16 protein-coding genes are annotated in these 18,163 nt (G+C 51.9%); 9 read left to right on the top strand and 7 right to left on the bottom strand.

What is annotated here, in order from left to right; all coding sequences use genetic code 11:
• Positions 1-123: 123 nt before the first annotated feature.
• Both LBQ97_05170 and LBQ97_05165 read left to right on the top strand, forming a co-directional pair.
• The gene (locus LBQ97_05170) at positions 124-1,845 is read left to right on the top strand and encodes an iron ABC transporter permease (protein MDR1832109.1); all 1,722 of its coding nucleotides are present in this window, start codon (positions 124-126) and stop codon (positions 1,843-1,845) included.
• 12 nt (positions 1,846-1,857) lie between these two features.
• The gene (locus LBQ97_05165) at positions 1,858-2,928 is read left to right on the top strand and encodes an ABC transporter ATP-binding protein (GenBank protein ID MDR1832108.1); all 1,071 of its coding nucleotides are present in this window, start codon (positions 1,858-1,860) and stop codon (positions 2,926-2,928) included.
• A 162-nt stretch (positions 2,929-3,090) separates the two neighbouring features.
• On the opposite strand, the gene LBQ97_05160 is transcribed toward LBQ97_05165, so the two are convergent.
• Together LBQ97_05160 and LBQ97_05155 are read right to left on the bottom strand one after the other, a co-directional pair.
• Positions 3,091-3,408 (bottom strand): hypothetical protein, encoded by a 318-nt coding sequence (locus LBQ97_05160; GenBank protein ID MDR1832107.1) that lies wholly within the window; start codon positions 3,406-3,408, stop codon positions 3,091-3,093.
• A 5-nt stretch (positions 3,409-3,413) separates the two neighbouring features.
• On the bottom strand, positions 3,414-4,010 hold the full coding sequence (locus LBQ97_05155) for a hypothetical protein (GenBank protein ID MDR1832106.1): 597 nt from the start codon (positions 4,008-4,010) through the stop codon (positions 3,414-3,416).
• 340 nt (positions 4,011-4,350) lie between these two features.
• On the opposite strand from LBQ97_05155, the gene ald reads away from it, so the two are divergent.
• Positions 4,351-5,466, top strand: a complete 1,116-nt coding sequence (gene ald / locus LBQ97_05150; protein ID MDR1832105.1) for an alanine dehydrogenase — start codon at positions 4,351-4,353, stop codon at positions 5,464-5,466.
• A gap of 62 nt (positions 5,467-5,528) precedes the next feature.
• Here ald and dinB read toward each other — a convergent pair whose 3' ends face one another.
• Positions 5,529-6,593, bottom strand: a complete 1,065-nt coding sequence (dinB, locus tag LBQ97_05145) for a DNA polymerase IV (protein MDR1832104.1) — start codon at positions 6,591-6,593, stop codon at positions 5,529-5,531.
• Between the two features lie 67 nt (positions 6,594-6,660).
• On the bottom strand, positions 6,661-7,068 hold the full coding sequence (locus tag LBQ97_05140) for a single-stranded DNA-binding protein (GenBank protein ID MDR1832103.1): 408 nt from the start codon (positions 7,066-7,068) through the stop codon (positions 6,661-6,663).
• Positions 7,069-7,253: 185 nt separating this feature from the next.
• On the opposite strand from LBQ97_05140, the gene guaA reads away from it, so the two are divergent.
• Positions 7,254-8,792: a glutamine-hydrolyzing GMP synthase gene (gene guaA / locus LBQ97_05135; protein ID MDR1832102.1), complete on the top strand. Its 1,539-nt coding sequence runs from the start codon at positions 7,254-7,256 to the stop codon at positions 8,790-8,792.
• A 49-nt stretch (positions 8,793-8,841) separates the two neighbouring features.
• Here the strand turns inward: guaA and lepA are convergent, their stop codons facing one another.
• Positions 8,842-10,644, bottom strand: coding sequence for a translation elongation factor 4 (lepA, locus tag LBQ97_05130; protein MDR1832101.1), 1,803 nt, complete (start codon positions 10,642-10,644; stop codon positions 8,842-8,844).
• A 146-nt stretch (positions 10,645-10,790) separates the two neighbouring features.
• On the opposite strand from lepA, the gene LBQ97_05125 reads away from it, so the two are divergent.
• The 4 genes from LBQ97_05125 to LBQ97_05110 are packed head-to-tail and all read left to right on the top strand — an operon-like array spanning position 10,791 to position 14,852.
• A complete protein-coding gene (locus tag LBQ97_05125; GenBank protein ID MDR1832100.1) occupies positions 10,791-12,302 on the top strand; it encodes a hypothetical protein in 1,512 nt (503 codons plus the stop codon).
• A gap of 15 nt (positions 12,303-12,317) precedes the next feature.
• Entirely contained in the window at positions 12,318-12,995 is a 678-nt protein-coding gene (locus tag LBQ97_05120) for a M48 family metallopeptidase (protein MDR1832099.1), read from the top strand.
• A gap of 9 nt (positions 12,996-13,004) precedes the next feature.
• On the top strand, positions 13,005-13,940 hold the full coding sequence (locus LBQ97_05115) for a metallophosphoesterase (GenBank protein MDR1832098.1): 936 nt from the start codon (positions 13,005-13,007) through the stop codon (positions 13,938-13,940).
• Between the two features lie 15 nt (positions 13,941-13,955).
• On the top strand, positions 13,956-14,852 hold the full coding sequence (locus tag LBQ97_05110) for a DMT family transporter (protein MDR1832097.1): 897 nt from the start codon (positions 13,956-13,958) through the stop codon (positions 14,850-14,852).
• A 76-nt stretch (positions 14,853-14,928) separates the two neighbouring features.
• Here LBQ97_05110 and LBQ97_05105 read toward each other — a convergent pair whose 3' ends face one another.
• Complete coding sequence (locus LBQ97_05105; GenBank protein MDR1832096.1) at positions 14,929-15,870, bottom strand: alpha/beta hydrolase; 942 nt, start codon at positions 15,868-15,870, stop codon at positions 14,929-14,931.
• 31 nt (positions 15,871-15,901) lie between these two features.
• A complete protein-coding gene (locus LBQ97_05100; protein MDR1832095.1) occupies positions 15,902-17,029 on the bottom strand; it encodes an MFS transporter in 1,128 nt (375 codons plus the stop codon).
• A gap of 326 nt (positions 17,030-17,355) precedes the next feature.
• Between LBQ97_05100 and LBQ97_05095 the strand changes: the two genes are divergently transcribed.
• A complete protein-coding gene (locus tag LBQ97_05095; protein MDR1832094.1) occupies positions 17,356-17,853 on the top strand; it encodes an HD domain-containing protein in 498 nt (165 codons plus the stop codon).
• Positions 17,854-18,163 lie beyond the last annotated feature (310 nt).

The raw sequence follows: 18,163 nt of genomic DNA, 5'->3' as shown, positions 1-18,163 counted from the left end.
AGCGCGGCCACAAAGGCTCCGCTTCCCAAAGAATAAGAGAAGGATCATATACAGATGTAAAGTCAGCGCCTTTCGCTGTGAAATACCGGCGAAAGGTGACTTTATAATCAGAAAGGAGTTGATATGTCGAATTTTGCCTTGAAGCTGGACACGGAAATCAAGCGGATGAAGAAGATTTTCTATGATCCGATCCTCTTTTCGACCTTTGTCTTTGTGGTGGCGATCCTGATCCTGTTTATCATCATGCCCATGGGGAACGTACTGAAAGAGAGTTTTACGGCCCACGAATACGTAAAGGATGCGGCCGGGGCCACGCAGGACGTGAAGACTTTTTCCCTCGTGCACTATATCAATATCAAGAACATGCCCGAAAATTTCACGATCATCTTCAATACGCTGAAATTGGGCCTCGTAACGTCAATTATCTCGACGACCATCGGTTTTTTCTTTGCCTACGGCATGAATTACGTGCTATTACCCTTCAAAAAATTCTTCAGTTTTATCGCGATCCTGCCCATCGTATCGCCGCCCTTCGTGATCGCCCTCTCGGCGATCCTGCTCCTGGGGCGTAGCGGCTACATCACGAGGCGGCTTCTGGGGATCCGCAACGCCAATATTTACGGTTTTCACGGGCTCGTTCTCGTCCAGGTGCTGACGTTTTTTCCCGAAGCCTATCTGATGCTCGTGGGGCTTCTGGGAAGAATCGACCCTTCGGTGGAAGAAGCGTCCCGGGATTTGGGGGCTTCCCGCTGGGACGTGTTCCGGACGGTGACGCTCCCCTTGATGGTTCCGGGGATCGCCAACGCATTTTTGGTGATCTTCATTCAGGCCATCGCGGATTTTTCCAATCCCATGGTTATCGGCGGAGAATTTACCACGGCGGCTGTCCAGATCTACATTCAGGGGACCGGAAATTTTGATATGGGCTCGGCCACGGCGCTGGCCATTGTACTCATGCTGATTTCCGTCTCGATTTTTGTCACTCAGAAGTACTATATCGGGAAGAAATCCTATGTGACCGTGACCGGAAAGGTTTCCCGGGAGCGGGAAAAGATCGCCGAAAAGCATATCGTATATCCAATCTTCGGGACCATGGTTGCGATTACATTGTGCGTATTTTTGATGTACATTATGATCCCCATCGGCTCTCTCGTGAAGCTCTGGGGCGTCAACTACAGTTTTTCCCTCGACCACTACAAATATGTGCTGGATCTCGGCATGAAGCCCATTATGGATACGACCTTCCTTTCGCTGCTCTCGACGCCCATTACGGGAATACTCGCCATGATTATCGCCTTTCTGATTATCCGGAAACAGTTTTTCGGAAAGGGCTTCATCGAGTTTACGACGATGATGTCCATGGCCATTCCCGGAACCATCGTGGGTCTGGGCTATATCATCACCTTCAACCGCAAGCCCCTCGTCCTCACGGGAACGGCGGCGATCCTTATCATTGCCTTTGTGATGAGAAATATGCCCGTGGGCATCCGATCGGGCATGGCTGCCCTGCAGCAGATCGATCCCTCCATTGAGGAAGCGGCCACGGTCCTGGGGGCAAACAGCAAGAAGGTCTTTACGTCGGTTACGCTGCCGATGATTCTGCCGGCCTTCTACAGCGGGCTTGTCTACGCCTTCGTGCGCAGCATGACCCTCGTCAGCACCGTGATTTTCCTGATTTCCGCGCGGTACAATCTTTTGACCCCCGCGGTCATGAGTCAGATCGACGTCGGGAAAATCGGTGTGGCCGCGGCCTATTGCACGATCCTCATTTTGATCGTCTTTGTGGTTATCGGTATTATGAGCTCCGTCCTCAAACGGATGGGCGTAGAAGAAATCAGAGAATAGGGGGATGACAATATGCCAGCCAAAAGAGTGAAATTTGACAATATCAGCAAAACGTTTATTACCGGGATGAATACCCTCGTCCACGCCGTAGCGGACCTGAATCTCGATATTCCCGCCGGGCAGTTCGTGTGCCTTTTGGGCCCCTCGGGCTGCGGTAAGACGACGATCTTAAGAATGCTCGCGGGCTTTGAGGTGCCGACGACCGGACAGATCTTTATCGGCGACGAGAATGTGGAAAAGGTGACCCCCGACAAGCGGGATACGGCCATGGTTTTCCAGAATTACGCGCTCTTTCCCCATATGAACGTCTATAACAACATCGCTTACGGATTGAAGCTGCAACATTTGCCGAAGAGCGAAATCGACGCCAGGGTGCACAAGGTGCTCAAAATGATGAACATGGAGGACTTCGCCGAACGGGTGCCCTCCCAGATGTCCGGGGGGCAGCAGCAGCGCGTTTCTCTGGCCCGGGCCCTTGTCATGGAGCCGGGGGTGCTGCTCTTTGACGAGCCGCTCTCGAACCTCGACGCGAAACTAAGGATCCACATGCGGGACGAGATCAAGAAGATCCAGCTGGCCGTGGGGATCACGTCCATTTACGTAACCCATGATCAGGCCGAGGCCATGGGCCTTGCGGACCTTGTAATCATCATGAAGGACGGGGTTGTGCAGCAGGCGGGGCCGCCGCCCGAGGTATACCAGAAGCCGCATTCGGAATTCGTCGCGAACTTTATCGGCCGGGCCAATATTTTCCCCGGGAAAGTGGCCTCCAAAGCGGGGGATATGTGCACGATAGAGATTTTCGGCGTAAAATTCGCCATTCCCCAGGCCATCAAGCAGAATGTGGGCGACGACGTCAGCGTCATGGTACGACCCGAGAGCATACTCATTTCCCAGAAGGGCTTTGAGGGAAAGGTCATCAAGTCCATGTTTATGGGGGCTTTCCATGAATATGAGGCAATGATCGGGGATTTCAAAGTCGAGATTTCCGTCTCGAACCCCCGCGGCAAGAAAAGCTATCCGCTGGACTCGACGATTGATTTTTCCTTCGACGTCAATTCGGCCCATGTGTTGGAGGAGTGATTCCCAAGAATCTCTTAATGAATCTTGAAAAACAGGGGAGAGCAACCGCAAAAGCAAAAAATGAGCAGAATAATAAACATTATTCTGCTCATTTTTGTTAGCGGTGATGCTTTTTTTCCTTTACTCTTCCGCCTTCTTCAACGGCGACCAGATATTGACATGTCAGTAAATCGGCAGCGCGATCATGTGTCCGACGAGCAGGACAAGCAGCCATAGCACGCGTTCATTTTTCTGAATATTGGGATTTTTGAAGATATTCACGATAAAAATAATCAAAATTATGATACCGAACAAAAAAGAGCTGGAATGGACAAAGAAAATTTGCGGAAATCGCGGGAATATGATCTGCGGAACGGATCCTTCCGCTATTCTTCGGAATCCGAAAAACATATTTTTGAAGAACCAGACCGTGAAGCCGGCCGTGTAAATCAGCGGCAGCAAGCTCAGCACGCCGTAAATTTTAGCTTTGGTTTTAGTCATCATGTTTATTGCTCCTCAAATTTATCAACCCAGAGTTGATTGTCGCGGAAATACTCCTCTAATTGGCTCAAATGCCTGTAATCCATATTTTTCAGAAACAGAACGACGTCCGTGCCTTTACAAAACTTGTAACCCCGAGTCGCGTACCGCAAAAGTCCTGCTGACGGAGCGGTGCACATGTAGTCCACATCTTTGAAGAATACGGTTTTTTTTCGGTAAAGGGACTTCCACACAATGCCGTTGTCGTAGATTTTGACCCTCATGAACATCATGCGAAAGTTTGTGAAAAAAATAAACAGAACAAACACCAATGAAACTATCGAGAAGGAGAATAGAATGATAAACATAAGCTGCCACAAAATGCCCAAAACATCCCTAATTACATTGAAGGAGACGACATGACGCAATTCCCCCAAGTCCTCGTCCCAACTTCGCTGACGGAATGTAACTTTGACAGGGGGCCGTTTTTTATCACCCAGGCCAAGAATGAGATAATTCAGTATAAATATCGCGCAAAATATCTCCATAAAGAAAGAATACTTATCCAATCCTTTATCGATGAGCGTCCGGAGTTGACTGAGCATGGGAATATTAATTTTCATAGCCAATAATAGCTCCTTTCCCGAAATAGATCATTTCTCTTTTCAAAAAAAGCCGCCTGAAATGGTTATCGGCAGTCCTTTGGCGCAGAAAGTCCCTCAAAGGGACGGGAGTTAAGAATTGATAAGAATATTTTAGCACATCTGTGACTTTTTGTCCATAATAAATCAACAAATTCCAGCTGAGGAGGGACCGATTCCTCAATAAAGAATATTTTCCGGAAAAAGATGAAAAAAATTTGAACAAAACCCCGGCATGGTGTATAATAAAAGAGACAGCAACGCCCTGCGAAAAGAAGAATATCGCATTGATATCTACCATAACAAAACTGAAGGAGGATTTATGAAAATCGGATGTCCGAAAGAGATCAAGAACAATGAAAACCGGGTGGGCCTTGTCCCCGGCGCCGTGCATGCCTATGTCGCAGCAGGGCACGAGGTTTTCATCGAAAAGGGGGCGGGACTTGGCTCGGGCCTGGCCGACGCCGACTATGAAAAAGCCGGCGCCAAAATACTCCCCACGGCCAAAAAAGTCTGGGAAACCGCCGAATTATTGATTAAAGTCAAAGAGCCTCTTGAAAAGGAATACGCGCTGATGCGGGAAAATCAGGTTGTCTATACCTATTTCCACTTCGCGGCCGACGAGCCACTGCTCAAAGCCTGCCTCTCCAAAAAAATCATCAGCGTCGCCTACGAAACGGTCCTCGAAGGGAGATCCCTTCCGCTCTTGAAACCCATGAGCGAAGTGGCCGGACGCATGGCCCCCATCATGGGCTCTTATTATTTGGGCAAGGCCTGGGGCGGCAGAGGCCTGCTCCCCATGGGCGTAACGGGCGTGGCCCCAGCCAATATCCTGATCCTGGGCGGCGGCACTGTGGGCACAAACGCTGCCAAAATCTCAGCCGGTCTCGGCGCGGACGTGACGGTCCTTGACGTCAGTCTCGAACGGCTCGAATACCTGAGCGAGATTCTCCCGCCCAACGTTAAATGCGTTTACAATGATCCCGTTTCCCTCGAAAAATACCTGAAAGAGGCCGATATGATCATAGGCGCTGTCCTGATTCCCGGCGCCAAGGCCCCGAAGCTCGTCACGAAAAAGCACTTGAAGCTCATGAAAAAAGGCGCTGTCCTCGTGGATGTGGCCATTGACCAGGGCGGTTGCTTCGAGACTTCCCATCCGACGACCCACACGGAACCGATCTTTATTGTCGACGATGTCGTGCACTACTGCGTGGCCAATATGCCCGGCCTTTACGCCAATACCTCGACCTTTGCCCTCAACAACGCCACGGTCAAATACGGGCTCGAAATCGCGAACAAGGGTCTTGAAAAGGCGGCCAAAGAAAATCCCGCGATTAAAGCGGGCGTAAATACCTATAAGGGCGTCGTAACCTTCAAACCCGTGGCCGACGCGTTCAAAATGGGGAAAAATTACAAAAACATTGATACTTTGATCTGAAAAGATTTCTGAAATACAGGGGCGGCCATTGGCCGCCCGATTTCATGTAAATTCCGTTTTCTTTATTTATCCGGTAAAAATTCCAGATTGAGCTGCCGGTTCTCCTTTTCGATGAGCCCGCCGAAATAGACGCCCAGAAGACGGATGGGGCGCGAGATTTCTTCATTTTCGAAAAGATCCAGCATGGCCCGCCTGAGCTTGACCGCGTCGTCCGTGGGGATCCCGAAGGTCTTTGAGCGGGTGATCGTCTCAAAGTCCGAAAATTTGACCTTGATCGTAACATTTTTGCAGATGTATTCATGGGCACGCAGCCTGCCGTAGGCGTGCCGGAAAATCTCCTCCCACTCGCGGTCATACTCCGGCTCTGTCGTAAGCGGCGTGTAAAAGGTATTCTCGTTGCCGATGGATTGGGAAAGGGGCCTGTCGTCGATACGGCTGAAATCTATGCCCCGGATCACGTTCCAGAGCCAGGCGCCTCTGGCGTTTCCGAAGAGCCGGCTCATTTCCTGGACCGGCAGGCGGTAGAGGTCCTCGATCTTCCGAAAATTAAGCGCCTCCAGCTCCGCCTCAAACTTTTTGCCGACGCCCGGAATGATCCCGACTTTCTTGTCCTTGATGTAATCGACGAATTGCTCGGGATTGGGGAAAATGAAATGCCCGCCGGGTTTGTTGATCTCACTGGCCATTTTGGCCGAAAGGCGGTTGAAGCCGATCCCCACGGAGCAGGAAAGCTGCGTATGGTCGAAGATCCGTTGTCTGAATTTTCCGGCAAAATAATCCCAGGACGGGAAAAGATCCACGATTCCCGTAATGTCCACATAACCCTCGTCAATGGAGGCAAACTCGACCCGGTCGGTCATCTTGAGAATCAGCTCCTGGATGCCCGCCGCCACCTGTCCGTATTTTCCCTTGCTGGCGGGGACAATGATGAGCCTGGGGCAGAGCTTTTTCGCCTCATAGACGCTCATGGCCGAATGAATCCCGTATTTTCTCGCCTCATAACTGGCCGTGGTCACGATGCTCTCGCCGACGATCATGGGCTTTCCCGCGAGGGCGGGATTGTCTCTGATCTCCACGGCCGCGAAGAAGGCGTCCATATCGTAGTGCATGATCACTTGGTGTTCCATAGAAAAACTCCCCTGTCATTAAAAATGCCAAACCCATTTGAGTTTGGCAAATCTTTTCTCCTTGTCATCAGAAAGGAAATTCGTCGTCTTTGTCCGGCAACGGCGCTTCCGCCTTGCTGTCGGCCGCGTGATCCCCCGGAAAATCATTCGCGGGGTAATTTTCTGACGTTCCGCCTTTGGATTCGAGGAACTCAAGGGAATTAACAATGACGTCGTAGGAAGTCCGTTTTTCACCGTTGACCTCATACTTATACTGTTGAATATTGCCTTGTACGCCGACTTTCCGGCCCTTCCGCAAATACTCCCCCACCAGTTCCGCCGTTTTACCGAAGGCCGTACAGTTGAAGAAATCTGTTTCGTCCTTGGAAAACTGTCGATTCACCGCCAATGAAAACTTGGCGTAGGCCTTACCACTTTGTCCGTACTTCAGTTCCGGATCCCTGGTCAAACGACCGGTTAATACAACTAGGTTCATTTCTATCAACCCCTCTGATAAAATTTTAAGAATTTTTGAGGTGCAAATTCTTAATGGCCTATTATATCACCGATGGGGACAAAAATCAAATATTTTTTTGACAGTGCCCCCGATTCATGTTACAATTCCTATTATTACCAAGCTTAAACGAATATTTTCTCTATTCAGCACATACGGGAGGCGTTATGAAAGAAAACGGCATTATCGTACTGGATTTCGGGTCCCAGTACAATCAGCTTATCGCGCGGCGGGTGCGGGAAATGGGCGTATACGCAGAAATTGTCCCCTTTTCGGAACCCATTGAAAAAATTGTCGCCCGAAAGCCTAAAGGAATCATCTTTACGGGAGGACCCAGCTCCGTCTACGAGGAAGGCTCTCCGAGAGTCGCCAGGGAACTCTTTTTTCAGGGCGTCCCCATTCTGGGGACCTGCTACGGCATGCAGCTGACGACCGATCTTTTCGGAGGCAAGGTCGCCAAGGCGGCCAAGCAGGAGTTCGGCAAGGCGGAACTGTATATCGACGACAAGGCCTCGCCGCTCTTCGCGGGCGTACCGGACCGCTCCATCGTCTGGATGAGCCACAACGACCATGTGACGGAAATGGCGCCGGATTCGGTTCAAATTGCCCATACGGACTCCTGTATCGCGGCGACCTATTATCCCGCGATCAATACCTATTGCACGCAATTTCATTCCGAAGTGACCCATTCGCAATACGGGGCGAAAATCATCGAGAATTTTGTCTTCAATATCTGCAAATGCGAGAAAAACTGGTCCATGGAGCATTATATTGAAGACACGGTCGCCGCCATCCGGACAAAGGCCGGAGACAAAAAAGTGCTGCTGGGCCTTTCGGGAGGCGTGGATTCCTCGGTCGCGGCAACCTTGATCCACCGGGCCGTGGGCGACAGACTGACCTGCATCTTCGTGGATACGGGACTCCTCCGGAAAGACGAGGCGAAAAAGGTCATGGCGGTCTACGCCGAGCATTTTCATATGGATATCCGCTGCGTCGACGCCGGGGAGCGCTTCCTCGCAAAGCTGGCGGGCGTGTCCGATCCCGAGCAGAAAAGAAAAATCATCGGAAAAGAATTTATCGAGGTCTTCAATGAAGAAGCCGCCAAGGTCAAGGACGTGGAATTTCTCGCCCAGGGGACCATTTACCCCGACGTCATCGAGTCCACCTCGGTCAAGGGGCCTTCCCAGACCATCAAGTCTCATCACAACGTGGGCGGCCTTCCCAAAGATATGAAGCTGCAATTGATCGAACCTCTGCGGGAGCTCTTCAAGGACGAGGTCCGCAAGGTGGGCCGGGAACTCGGCATTCCTTCGGATATGGTGGACAGGCATCCCTTTCCGGGGCCGGGCTTGGGGATCCGAATTTTGGGCGAAGTCACAAAGGAAAAGGCCGATATCCTGCGGGAAGCCGACGACATCTTTATCGAGGAATTGCGGGCCGCAGATCTCTACAACAAAGTCAGCCAGGCCTTTGTGGTGCTGTTGCCGATCCGCTCGGTGGGGGTAATGGGGGACTGCCGCACTTATGAGTATACGGCGGTGCTCAGATCCGCCAATACGATTGACTTTATGACCGCGACCTGGTCCCATTTGCCGCTTGATTTTCTCGAGAAAGTTTCCAACCGGATCCTGAACGAGGTCAAGGGGATCAACCGCCTGACTTATGACATTTCCTCGAAGCCGCCCGCGACCATTGAGTGGGAGTAAGGGGGAATAGGCATAAAAAGGCCCGGCGTTAAACCGGGCTTTTTTGTATTCAATCGTTGAGCTTCAACACAGAAACGAAGGCTTCCTGGGGGATTTCCACATTTCCGATTGTTTTCATCCGCTTTTTCCCCTCTTTCTGTTTTTCCAGCAATTTTTTCTTCCGCGTGATGTCTCCGCCGTAGCATTTGGCGATGACGTTTTTGCGGTAGGGCTTGATATTCTCCCGGGCGATGATCTTGGAGCCCAGCGCCGCCTGGATCGGGATTTCGAACTGCTGTCTCGGGATTACTTCCTTGAGCCTTTCGCAGATGGTCCGGCCTTTGGCGTAGGCGTTGTCGGCGTGGGCGATAAAGGAAAAGGCGTCCACGACCTTCCATTGGACGAGGATATCGACCTTGACCAAGTCCGCCTCTTTGTAGCCTGTAAATTCATATTCGAAGGAGGCATAGCCCCGGGTGCGGGATTTGAGTTTGTCATAAAAATCAATGACGATCTCGGCGAGGGGCAGCTCATAGGTGACAAGCGAGCGTTTTTCGTCGATAAATTCCATCCCTACGTAGACGCCGCGTTTTTCCTGACAGAGTTCCATGACGCCCCCCATATAATCCTTGGGCGTGATGATTTTTCCCGAGATATAGGGTTCCTCAACGGTAAATTGGCCCTTTCCGCCCTCAGGAAACTCGCAGGGATTGTCTATGGTCAGGATCTGTCCGTTTGCCATGAGAATTTTATATTCCACCGACGGGGTCGTCGAGATCAGATCCAGGTTGTATTCGCGCCGCAGGCGCTCCACGATGATTTCCATATGCAGCAGGCCCAAAAATCCGCAGCGGAACCCGAAGCCCAGAGCCAGCGAGGTCTCGGGCTGGAAGGTGAGCGACGCGTCGTTGAGCTGCAATTTTTCCAGAGCGTCCCGGAGATCGCCGTAGTCGTTGGTATCCAGGGGATAAATCCCGGCGAATACCATGGAAAGCGCGGGCTTGAAGCCCTCCAGCGGAAAGAGACAGGGGCGTTCCGCCGAGGTCATCGTATCGCCCACGCGGGTATCGTGGATGGATTTGACGCCCGAGATCACATAGCCTACGGAACCTGCCGTGAGTTCGTCCACGGCCTTCATGGCCGGGGTAAATATCCCCGTTTCAAGGACGTCAAAATCTTTTTCCGTGGACCAGATCCGGATCCGGTCTCCTTTTTTGATTTTCCCGTCGAGAAGCTTCACATAGGTGATGACGCCGCGGTAATCGTCAAAGAGCGAATCGAAAATCAGGGCCCTCAGCGGAGATTCCTCGTCGTAAGAAGGGGCGGGAATCCGGGCAACCACCGCTTCCAGCAGATCGCCTATCCCTTCGCCTGTCTTTCCCGAGGCCAGAATCGCGTCGTCAGCGGGAAGACCGACGATATCCTCGATTTCTTTTCTGGTTTTTTCAATATCGGCCGACGGCAGGTCAATTTTGTTGATGACCGGCACAATTTCGAGATTTTGTCCGATGGCGAGATAGACGTTGGCCAGGGTCTGGGCCTCCACGCCCTGGGCGGCGTCCACGACCAGAAGGGCCCCTTCGCAGGCGGAAAGCGAGCGGGATACCTCATAGATAAAGTCCACATGACCCGGCGTGTCGATGAGGTTCAGCTCATAGGTGTTTCCGTCCTTGGCGTGATAAAAAAGCGTCACGGCCTGGGCCTTGATCGTAATGCCCTTTTCCCGTTCGAGGTCCATGGAATCCAGCAGCTGTTCTTTCATGTCCCTTTGGGCAACCGTTCCCGTCGCTTCGATCAGACGGTCCGCGATAGTGGATTTGCCGTGGTCGATATGGGCGATAATGGAAAAATTCCTTTTGAAGCGTTGTTGCATGTGTTCCTCCGTGAATTCTTTTTCTCCCTTTATGATATCATATTTTTGGCAAAATTTCATCTCTTTCTGAAAAATTTCAATTCCGCTATTCTTTTTGCGCCGATTCTATGATATAATTGGAGAAAGTACGCTTTCGGGAGTTATCGATGAATTTCGCGAAATTCTTCAAAAAAGAGAAAACAAAGGGCCCCTTGCGGATCGTCCGTACCTGGGACGACGGGTCTTCCCCCTTCGGAACTCCCGCCGCCCTGATCTTTATCCGCAACGAAACGCCGGAACTTTGTCTCAAAAAAAGCCGAAACGACGACGGCTCTTTTTCCTTCGCGCTGACGCTTTCGAACAATCCTCTGGTCCAGTACAGGATATCCCGCGAGGGGACCGGCCCCTGCCGGATCGGACCGGGCGTCTCCCCTGAGGAAAGACCGGAATTCGCGGAGGCCCTCACGCGCTTAAACGACGGCGCGGAGACCATGAAAGAGAAAATTAACGCCCTTTCGCCGCTTTTGGGCTTACTCAAAGAAGGAATTTACGCTGTTGCCGACATACGCTATTTTCCCACCGACGGGGCAGGCGGCGTCTTTTGGGACGTATCCGCCGAACTCACGGAACATCCGGCTTTTCAGAAGCTTTTTGGGGAAAGGGGCAACGCGCTTCCCGCGAGACCGGCCTTTTTGTACCCCAGTCACGACCTCAGACGTTTTTCGGAAGAACTGGCGGAAAGCGAAGCGGAACGAATACGGCAGGGAAAAGCGCCCAAGGGGATCGCCTGGTATCTCGGAAATTATACGAGCCTTCTCCTGGAAGGCCATCATATGGCCCTGGCCGCATTGGCTGAGAAGCGATGCTTCGACTGTCTTACGATCCTTCCCCTGGAGGCCTTCGTTCTCCCTTTCGAAAACGAAACAGACGCACGGAAAAAGATCATTTTTCCCGAAGATGAAGAAGACATCAGCGCGCTGCTGGATTGCGACGACGACATCCGCGGGCGCGTGGCCGAACTCGATTTCCGATTGACGCGCTTTCCCGCGGGGGATTTTTCGGCCGAAGAATTGACGACTGCCCTCAGCCATTTTCCCGATAAAAAACTGACGCTTTCCCTCGCCTGCGAATTGGGCGCCGTCGCCTGGCCCGAGCGGTACCGTCAAGGGGCGAAAAGCTGTCCGACCGTAAGAGAAACGGCGCTTACGTTGCCTTTTTCCGTCTATGACGTGACGACGGAACGACTGAAAACCTGGCTTGAAGGAAGTGACCCGGCCGATCACGAAAGGCTCGGCGGCGCATTGTCCTGGCTTGCCCGGACAAATGCGGAAATCGCGCGGCAAACGGCCTTTGAGATTCTTGAAAACTATCGCCGTTATGCGCATACGAAGCCTTATCTTCCCGCCATGGCGCTCGAGACCCTCGGTCTCATCTACGGCGATGAGGAAGCCGACCGATTTCTCGTGCGCTTTCAACTGTGTCACGGCGACGATCCCGGTTTCCGTGAGGGGGAACTTTCCGCCCTTTTGGCCGCCCATTGGTTGAAAATGACCCATCTGGAGCGGGAATTGCGTTATCTTGAAGCCGATCCGCCCGAGGAAAGGCCTTACCGCGAGAATTTACGACCGCCCGGGGCCTTTGAGCCCCTGGACGACGATTTTTCCGCGGACGCCCCGTAAGCGAAGGGGGCCGCCATGGAATACAATATTGTTGTCACGAGAAAGCGCATCAAAAATATGATCATTCGGATCACCCGGGATGGCGAGGTAAGAGTCTCGGTTCCTGTGGGCGTTTCCGAAAAAAGCGTTTCTGACTTTATCGTGAGCCGCAAAGGCTGGATCGAAAAAAATCTCGTGAGGACCCTGCGGGGCTTGCGAAACAGCCGGAAAAATTTTGAGACCGGCGACCGGATCCGGATTTTGGGAAAAATTTATACGCTTCAAGTTATGATGTCCAATGAAAACAAAGTTGAGCTCGAGGAAAGGGACGCGGATGGGGGCGACCTCTTTTTGTCGGTCAGCATGTATAACGATACGGACATCCGCCGCATAGTGCTCTATGATTGGCTCAAAGACAAGCTCTTTCATTTGCTCGCGGAGCTCACCAAAAAATACGGGGACCTGACCGGATATTACCCCAAAGAGATCAAGATTCGCGAAATGAAGTCCCTCTGGGGTTCCTGCAACGTCCGAACGAAGAAAATCACTTATAATTTTACGCTGATCGAAAAACCGCTGAAAGCAGTGGAATATGTGGTGCTTCACGAAATTTCCCATATGCCCTATCCCGACCATCAGGAAGGATTTTGGGAGTTCGTGTCGCGCTTTATGCCCGATTGGAAAAAACGCAAAAAGCTGCTGAGCGATTCCTAAGGAGAAGCCATGAAAGTGCAACACATCCGAAAAACCCATAAGAAGACCATTCGCAATCAAGGAAAACCCCGCTCCATCGCCTCCATACTTTTTTCCTGGTTTGTGAAATTCGTCTTTTGCGGGATTCTGCTCTTTGTTTTCGCCATATTCGCCGCGCCCTATGTCTTTGACGAGCGCCTCGAGGTGACAAGAATCTCGTTGACGACGGAAAAGACCCTCCATTGGCCGGTGCGGATCGCGCTGATTACCGACCTACACGGCGCGGCCTTCGGCGCCCACCAGGAAGAACTCCTCTCCAAGATCAAGACCGAAGAGCCCGATTTTGTGGCATTGGTCGGGGACATCTTCGGGACCGGGGATACGGAAAAAGAAACGGAAGACCTGATTCAGGGTCTTTTGGCCGACGGCTATCCGATTTATTACGTGAGCGGCAACGCGGAATTTGAGAGCAAACGGATCGAGGCCATCAAAGAAAGCCTCGTGGCGCGGGCGATTACGGTCCTGGACGGGCATACGTCGGTCTATACCCGGGAACGCTACGGCTTTACGGACAGGATCAGCATTTCCGGCGTCGACGATCCCGAAAACCCCATTGAGAATACGGTATTTCAGCTGAAGCGGGCTTACAGCGAAGTGACAGACCTTGACGATTACAAAATTCTGCTGGCCCACCGGCCCGAGTTGATCGACGAATACCTGAAATTTCCTTATGACCTGATTTTGTCGGGGCACGCCCACGGGGGACAGTGGCGGATTCCGCGCCTTCTGGAAAACGGCTTCTACGCGTCCGGGCAGGGCTTCTTCCCTTCGCTCACCGGGGGCGTCAGCCGGCGGGACAAAACGGATCTTGTGATCAGCCGCGGCCTTTCCGGGAGACTTTCGGTAGAGGTTCCCCGGATTTTCAACCGGCCGGAACTCGTCATCATAGAAATCAAAAAACAGTAGCGGGGAGTTTGAAAAATGACAAAATTGCAAATCAGGAATCATTTCCTGCTTTTCGCGGCGGCCCTGATCTGGGGATCCGCCTTTGTGGCGCAACGGGTCGCGGTCGATTACATGGAACCCAATACGTTTACGGGTTTGAGATCGCTGATCGCGGCGGTTTTTTTGATCCCGGTCATTTTTATCGCCGACCGCTTCAAAAATGGGCCGGAAGCCTGCGCCGGGGAAGTCTCCGGTCGCTTTGACCGGCAGGTTTTGACGGGGGGCGCCCTGTGCGGCGTGATTCTCTTTGCCGGGAGCATATTCCAGCAGATCGGCATCCAATACACGACGCCCGGAAAGGCCGGCTTTATTACGGCCCTCTATATTGTGGGGGTGCCCGTTTTCGGCATATTTTTAAAGAAAAAGTCCGGCCCCTTCCTTTGGATCGGCGTTCTTTTCGCGGTGGCGGGTCTCTATCTCCTTTGTATCACCTCGGGCTTTGCCTTGGGCCGCGGGGACGGATGGCTTTTGCTCTGCGCCGTTATTTACACCTTTCACATCCTCGTGATCGATCACTACATCCGGAAGGCCGACGGACTCCGGATGTCCTGCGTGCAGCTCTTTGTATGCGCCCTCTGCGCCTCTTTTTTTATGATCCTGACCGAGCATCCCGACCCGCGGATGATCCTGGCCGGTTGGAAGCCTCTCCTCTATGCAGCGATTCTTTCGAGCGGCGTCGCCTATACCTTTCAGATCGTTGGGCAGCGGGAGGTCAATCCCACGGTGGCCTCGCTGATTCTGAGCCTTGAATCCGTCTTCGCGGTGATTTCGGGAGCTATCGTCTTGGGGCAGCATATGACGACTCGGGAAACCACCGGTTGCGCTCTGATGTTCGCGGCCATTATCTTGGCGCAAATTCCCCGCCGTTCCTGAGATCTTCGTACAAAAACCCGAAAGAGCGCCGATGGCGCTCTCCGGGTTTATTCATGATAATGAGGAAGGGTGGAACTCAATTGTTCAGGAACTCGTGGATCTTCCCGTAGACAAAATCACATTCCTCTTTGTTGAGGCTTTCGGTATTGAGGAACGTGTGGGTCATGTTGTCCATGTTGATGTATTCGACTTCGGCGCCGGCCTCTTTCATCTTGTCGGCGTAGGCCTTGCCCTCCGAGCGCAGCACGCAGAACTGGGCCGTGATCACGAGGGATTTGGGCATGTTCTTTGTGAATTCGCCGTAGAGCGGGGAAACTACCCGGCGGTTTTCGTTGTGGGCGAGGTAGACCCCATGATACCAGGCTACTTTAGCCGTGGTGAGGAGATAACCCGTCGCCAGTTCCTTGAGGGATTCCCCGGCCATGGAATAGTCGACGCAGGGATAAATCAAAACCGAGCGGTGTACTTTGATTTCGGGTTCCGATTGCAAACGCCTGTTGAGAACGGCGCAAAGCGCTCCTCCGGCGCTGTCTCCGGCAATGCTGACGCGATCGATGTATTTGATCTTGAGGCTGTCCAGCAGGGGTCTGAAGTTTACCAGCGTGTTGTAGGCGTCGATTTCTCCAGCGGGATAGGGATTTTCCGGAGCGAGCCGGTATTCGGGGGCGATGACGATATGCTTTGTCCGTACCGCCAGATTCCTGTAAATCGGATCATAGACGGGAACGCTCCCCGCGCCGTGTCCGCCGCCGTGATAGTAAATCAGGACAGGCAGCGCCTTGGAGGGATCGGGGTTGAAGATCCTGACCGGGACCTGATAGCCTTTGCAGGGGATCACGTCGTCGAGAATCTGTACCACCGCGGGTCCCGCGGGCGTATAATTCTTGGTGAGGACAGCGAGTCCCTCCCTCGCGTTGACGATGGTCTGTTTCCATCCCGCGGCCAGCATTGCGGGCAGCGTGACGTTATTGAACACGTCCAGATAATCCTGTACTTCTTTTCTCAAAACTTTTGCCATAATATCCTCCTTTTATTGTCTGTAATGATGTTTATTTCGATTTGGTAATGCGGATGAAGAGCGTAGCCAGGAAGAACAGCGCCTCGCAGCAGAGGATAAAGATCAGAGGCGTCGTCATGCCGCCCGTTTTGTCCTTGAGGAAGCCGAAAATCTGCATGATGACCACGGTGCCGAGGTAACCCAGGGACCAGAACAGGGAAAAGGTGACCGAAATCTTCTGCGGCGTCGCCCCTTCGCGGATAAAGCCCAGGGTGATGTAGGCCGAAAGCGGGAAGAAAATAAAGAATCCGAGGATGAGGCCCAGCACGTTGATTAGCGTGGATCCGGACACATAGCAGAGAATAAATCCGCAGGCCGAGAGCAGTTGCATGAGCGCCGTGATCCGGACGAAAAGCATCTTGTTTTTGACGCCCTTGGAGCCGAAGCTGCCTGCCAATGCGCCGGCGATCCCCGCGTAAATCACGTACTTGACGTAGGCAGGATCCATAAAGGTCATGGCCACGAGGTAAAAGGACAAAAGACCGATGTTGCCCAGAGCCATAAGAATATTGAAGGGATCTTTGACGCCGTCGCCCAATCCGTATTTTTCGGCAGGTTGTGCGGCCTGTGTGGGTCCCTTCGCGACTTTGAGGTCGCCGCTCAGAATGAGCCAGAGCACAAGGGCCCCGGTCAGAATCAGGCTTACGGTAATAATGGCGGTTTTGGGATCCGCGATGATTCTCCCCGCAAGCGTCAGCGCCACGGCGAGCCCAGTATTGAAGGCCACGGCGTTTAATCCGTTGACGATGGCAAGCTCTCCCGGCTCAAAGATTCTGGACGCGATGGGATTCATGGCCACGACGATGAAAGCGCCGCCGAGACCGAGGATAAAGCGGATCAGGAAAATTGCGGGAAACAGGTTCGTAAGGGGAAGAAGAACGCCGAAAATGACCAAAATTGTCGAGTAGGTATAGGTATTTCTCATGCCCAGTTTGGAAATGACCACAGCCGCCGCCAGACAACCGATGACTTTGGCAATGTTGATCGCGTTTGTCATAATTGCGGTCTGGGTTGCGGTAATCCCCAGTTTTGCGATAAAGAAATCACCGGCTTTCCATGACATGGCAAAGAGCGCATAACTACAAAACAGCACGACTTCGATGATGTACTTCTTTTTCATAAACTCACCTCGTTAGGATTGGATTGCTTTGATGCTTCAATCATACTATGACTTTGATTCATTGTCAAATGGCTTTTTCTGATGTTCACCATGAATTTGAGGAATAGATTGCTTAAATTCGCACAATTCTGTTCAAATATAGTTTAATATGTTCTATTGATGAGCAAATCCACGAGGTGTTTCAAGAGCTTTCTATAAAAAGAATTCCTCTTTGATTCACTATTATCATACAACAAATAAAAAATTTGTCAAACGAACTTTTCGCGAAAATTTTGTTTTTTATTCATCATATAGAAAAGAAAAAAAGTATGGAAATGGAGGAGAGCATGAACGGAAATTTGATCCATGAAGTGACGGAACTGTTGTTTCGCTACGATGAAGGGGACGCCAAACGGATCAACCACGCGCTGAAAGTACGCGCCTTCGCGCGCTTTATCGCCGAGAGCGAGGGCTGCGACGCCGCGACGCTGGAATTGATCGAAATCGCGGGACTGTTGCACGATATCGGGATACACAAGGCCGTGGAGGTCTACGGGACCTCGGCGGGAAAATACCAGGAGGAACTGGGGCCGGCCGTGGCGCGGGAATTGCTCCGGGACAAGCCGATAGCGCCTGAAACGCTGGACCGGCTCTGTTATCTGATCGCCAACCATCATCACTACGACAAAATTGAGGGGATCGACTATCAGATCCTTGTGGAGGCGGATTTTCTCGTCAATATCTATGAAGATGAGATGAAGGAGGCGGAGATTCGCTCCGTGCGGGAGAAGATCTTCCGGACGGCGACGGGATTACGGGTGTTGGGGCGCTTGTTTGGGGTTTAGGGGGGGTTGAGAAGAAAGCCCGCCATTGGCGGGCTTTTGAAGTTTATTGTAGTGGAAATAAAATTACACTGCGCTTATGGAGGGGTAAGCCCAAAGATTATTTAATTTCTCCGAAATAATTTAAGCTGACGGTTTCCTCGGGTCCGGACAGGCGGTTTCCACTTTTCCGGATCCGAAGTTTCCTGAGGCCGTAATATTCACTAAATATTTTACACTAACAAAGCTGCTACAATTGGGATTATTATAATGTCTTCAACTCTTTTCAATACTCTGTTAGCGTAATATAAATACTACTTCAGCATATCTCTTA

This window comes from Fusobacteriaceae bacterium (genome assembly GCA_031272775.1).
Lineage (GTDB): Bacteria > Fusobacteriota > Fusobacteriia > Fusobacteriales > Fusobacteriaceae > JAISST01.
This window is presented reverse-complemented; position numbering and strand designations above follow the sequence as displayed.

Coding starts and splice junctions, on each gene's coding strand:
- LBQ97_05170 (MDR1832109.1), top strand. CDS start 124: ATGTCGAATTTTGCCTTGAAGCTGGACACGGAAATCAAGCGGATGAAG.
- LBQ97_05165 (MDR1832108.1), top strand. CDS start 1,858: ATGCCAGCCAAAAGAGTGAAATTTGACAATATCAGCAAAACGTTTATT.
- LBQ97_05160 (MDR1832107.1), bottom strand. CDS start 3,408: ATGACTAAAACCAAAGCTAAAATTTACGGCGTGCTGAGCTTGCTGCCG.
- LBQ97_05155 (MDR1832106.1), bottom strand. CDS start 4,010: ATGAAAATTAATATTCCCATGCTCAGTCAACTCCGGACGCTCATCGAT.
- ald (MDR1832105.1), top strand. CDS start 4,351: ATGAAAATCGGATGTCCGAAAGAGATCAAGAACAATGAAAACCGGGTG.
- dinB (MDR1832104.1), bottom strand. CDS start 6,593: ATGGAACACCAAGTGATCATGCACTACGATATGGACGCCTTCTTCGCG.
- LBQ97_05140 (MDR1832103.1), bottom strand. CDS start 7,068: ATGAACCTAGTTGTATTAACCGGTCGTTTGACCAGGGATCCGGAACTG.
- guaA (MDR1832102.1), top strand. CDS start 7,254: ATGAAAGAAAACGGCATTATCGTACTGGATTTCGGGTCCCAGTACAAT.
- lepA (MDR1832101.1), bottom strand. CDS start 10,644: ATGCAACAACGCTTCAAAAGGAATTTTTCCATTATCGCCCATATCGAC.
- LBQ97_05125 (MDR1832100.1), top strand. CDS start 10,791: ATGAATTTCGCGAAATTCTTCAAAAAAGAGAAAACAAAGGGCCCCTTG.
- LBQ97_05120 (MDR1832099.1), top strand. CDS start 12,318: ATGGAATACAATATTGTTGTCACGAGAAAGCGCATCAAAAATATGATC.
- LBQ97_05115 (MDR1832098.1), top strand. CDS start 13,005: ATGAAAGTGCAACACATCCGAAAAACCCATAAGAAGACCATTCGCAAT.
- LBQ97_05110 (MDR1832097.1), top strand. CDS start 13,956: ATGACAAAATTGCAAATCAGGAATCATTTCCTGCTTTTCGCGGCGGCC.
- LBQ97_05105 (MDR1832096.1), bottom strand. CDS start 15,870: ATGGCAAAAGTTTTGAGAAAAGAAGTACAGGATTATCTGGACGTGTTC.
- LBQ97_05100 (MDR1832095.1), bottom strand. CDS start 17,029: ATGAAAAAGAAGTACATCATCGAAGTCGTGCTGTTTTGTAGTTATGCG.
- LBQ97_05095 (MDR1832094.1), top strand. CDS start 17,356: ATGAACGGAAATTTGATCCATGAAGTGACGGAACTGTTGTTTCGCTAC.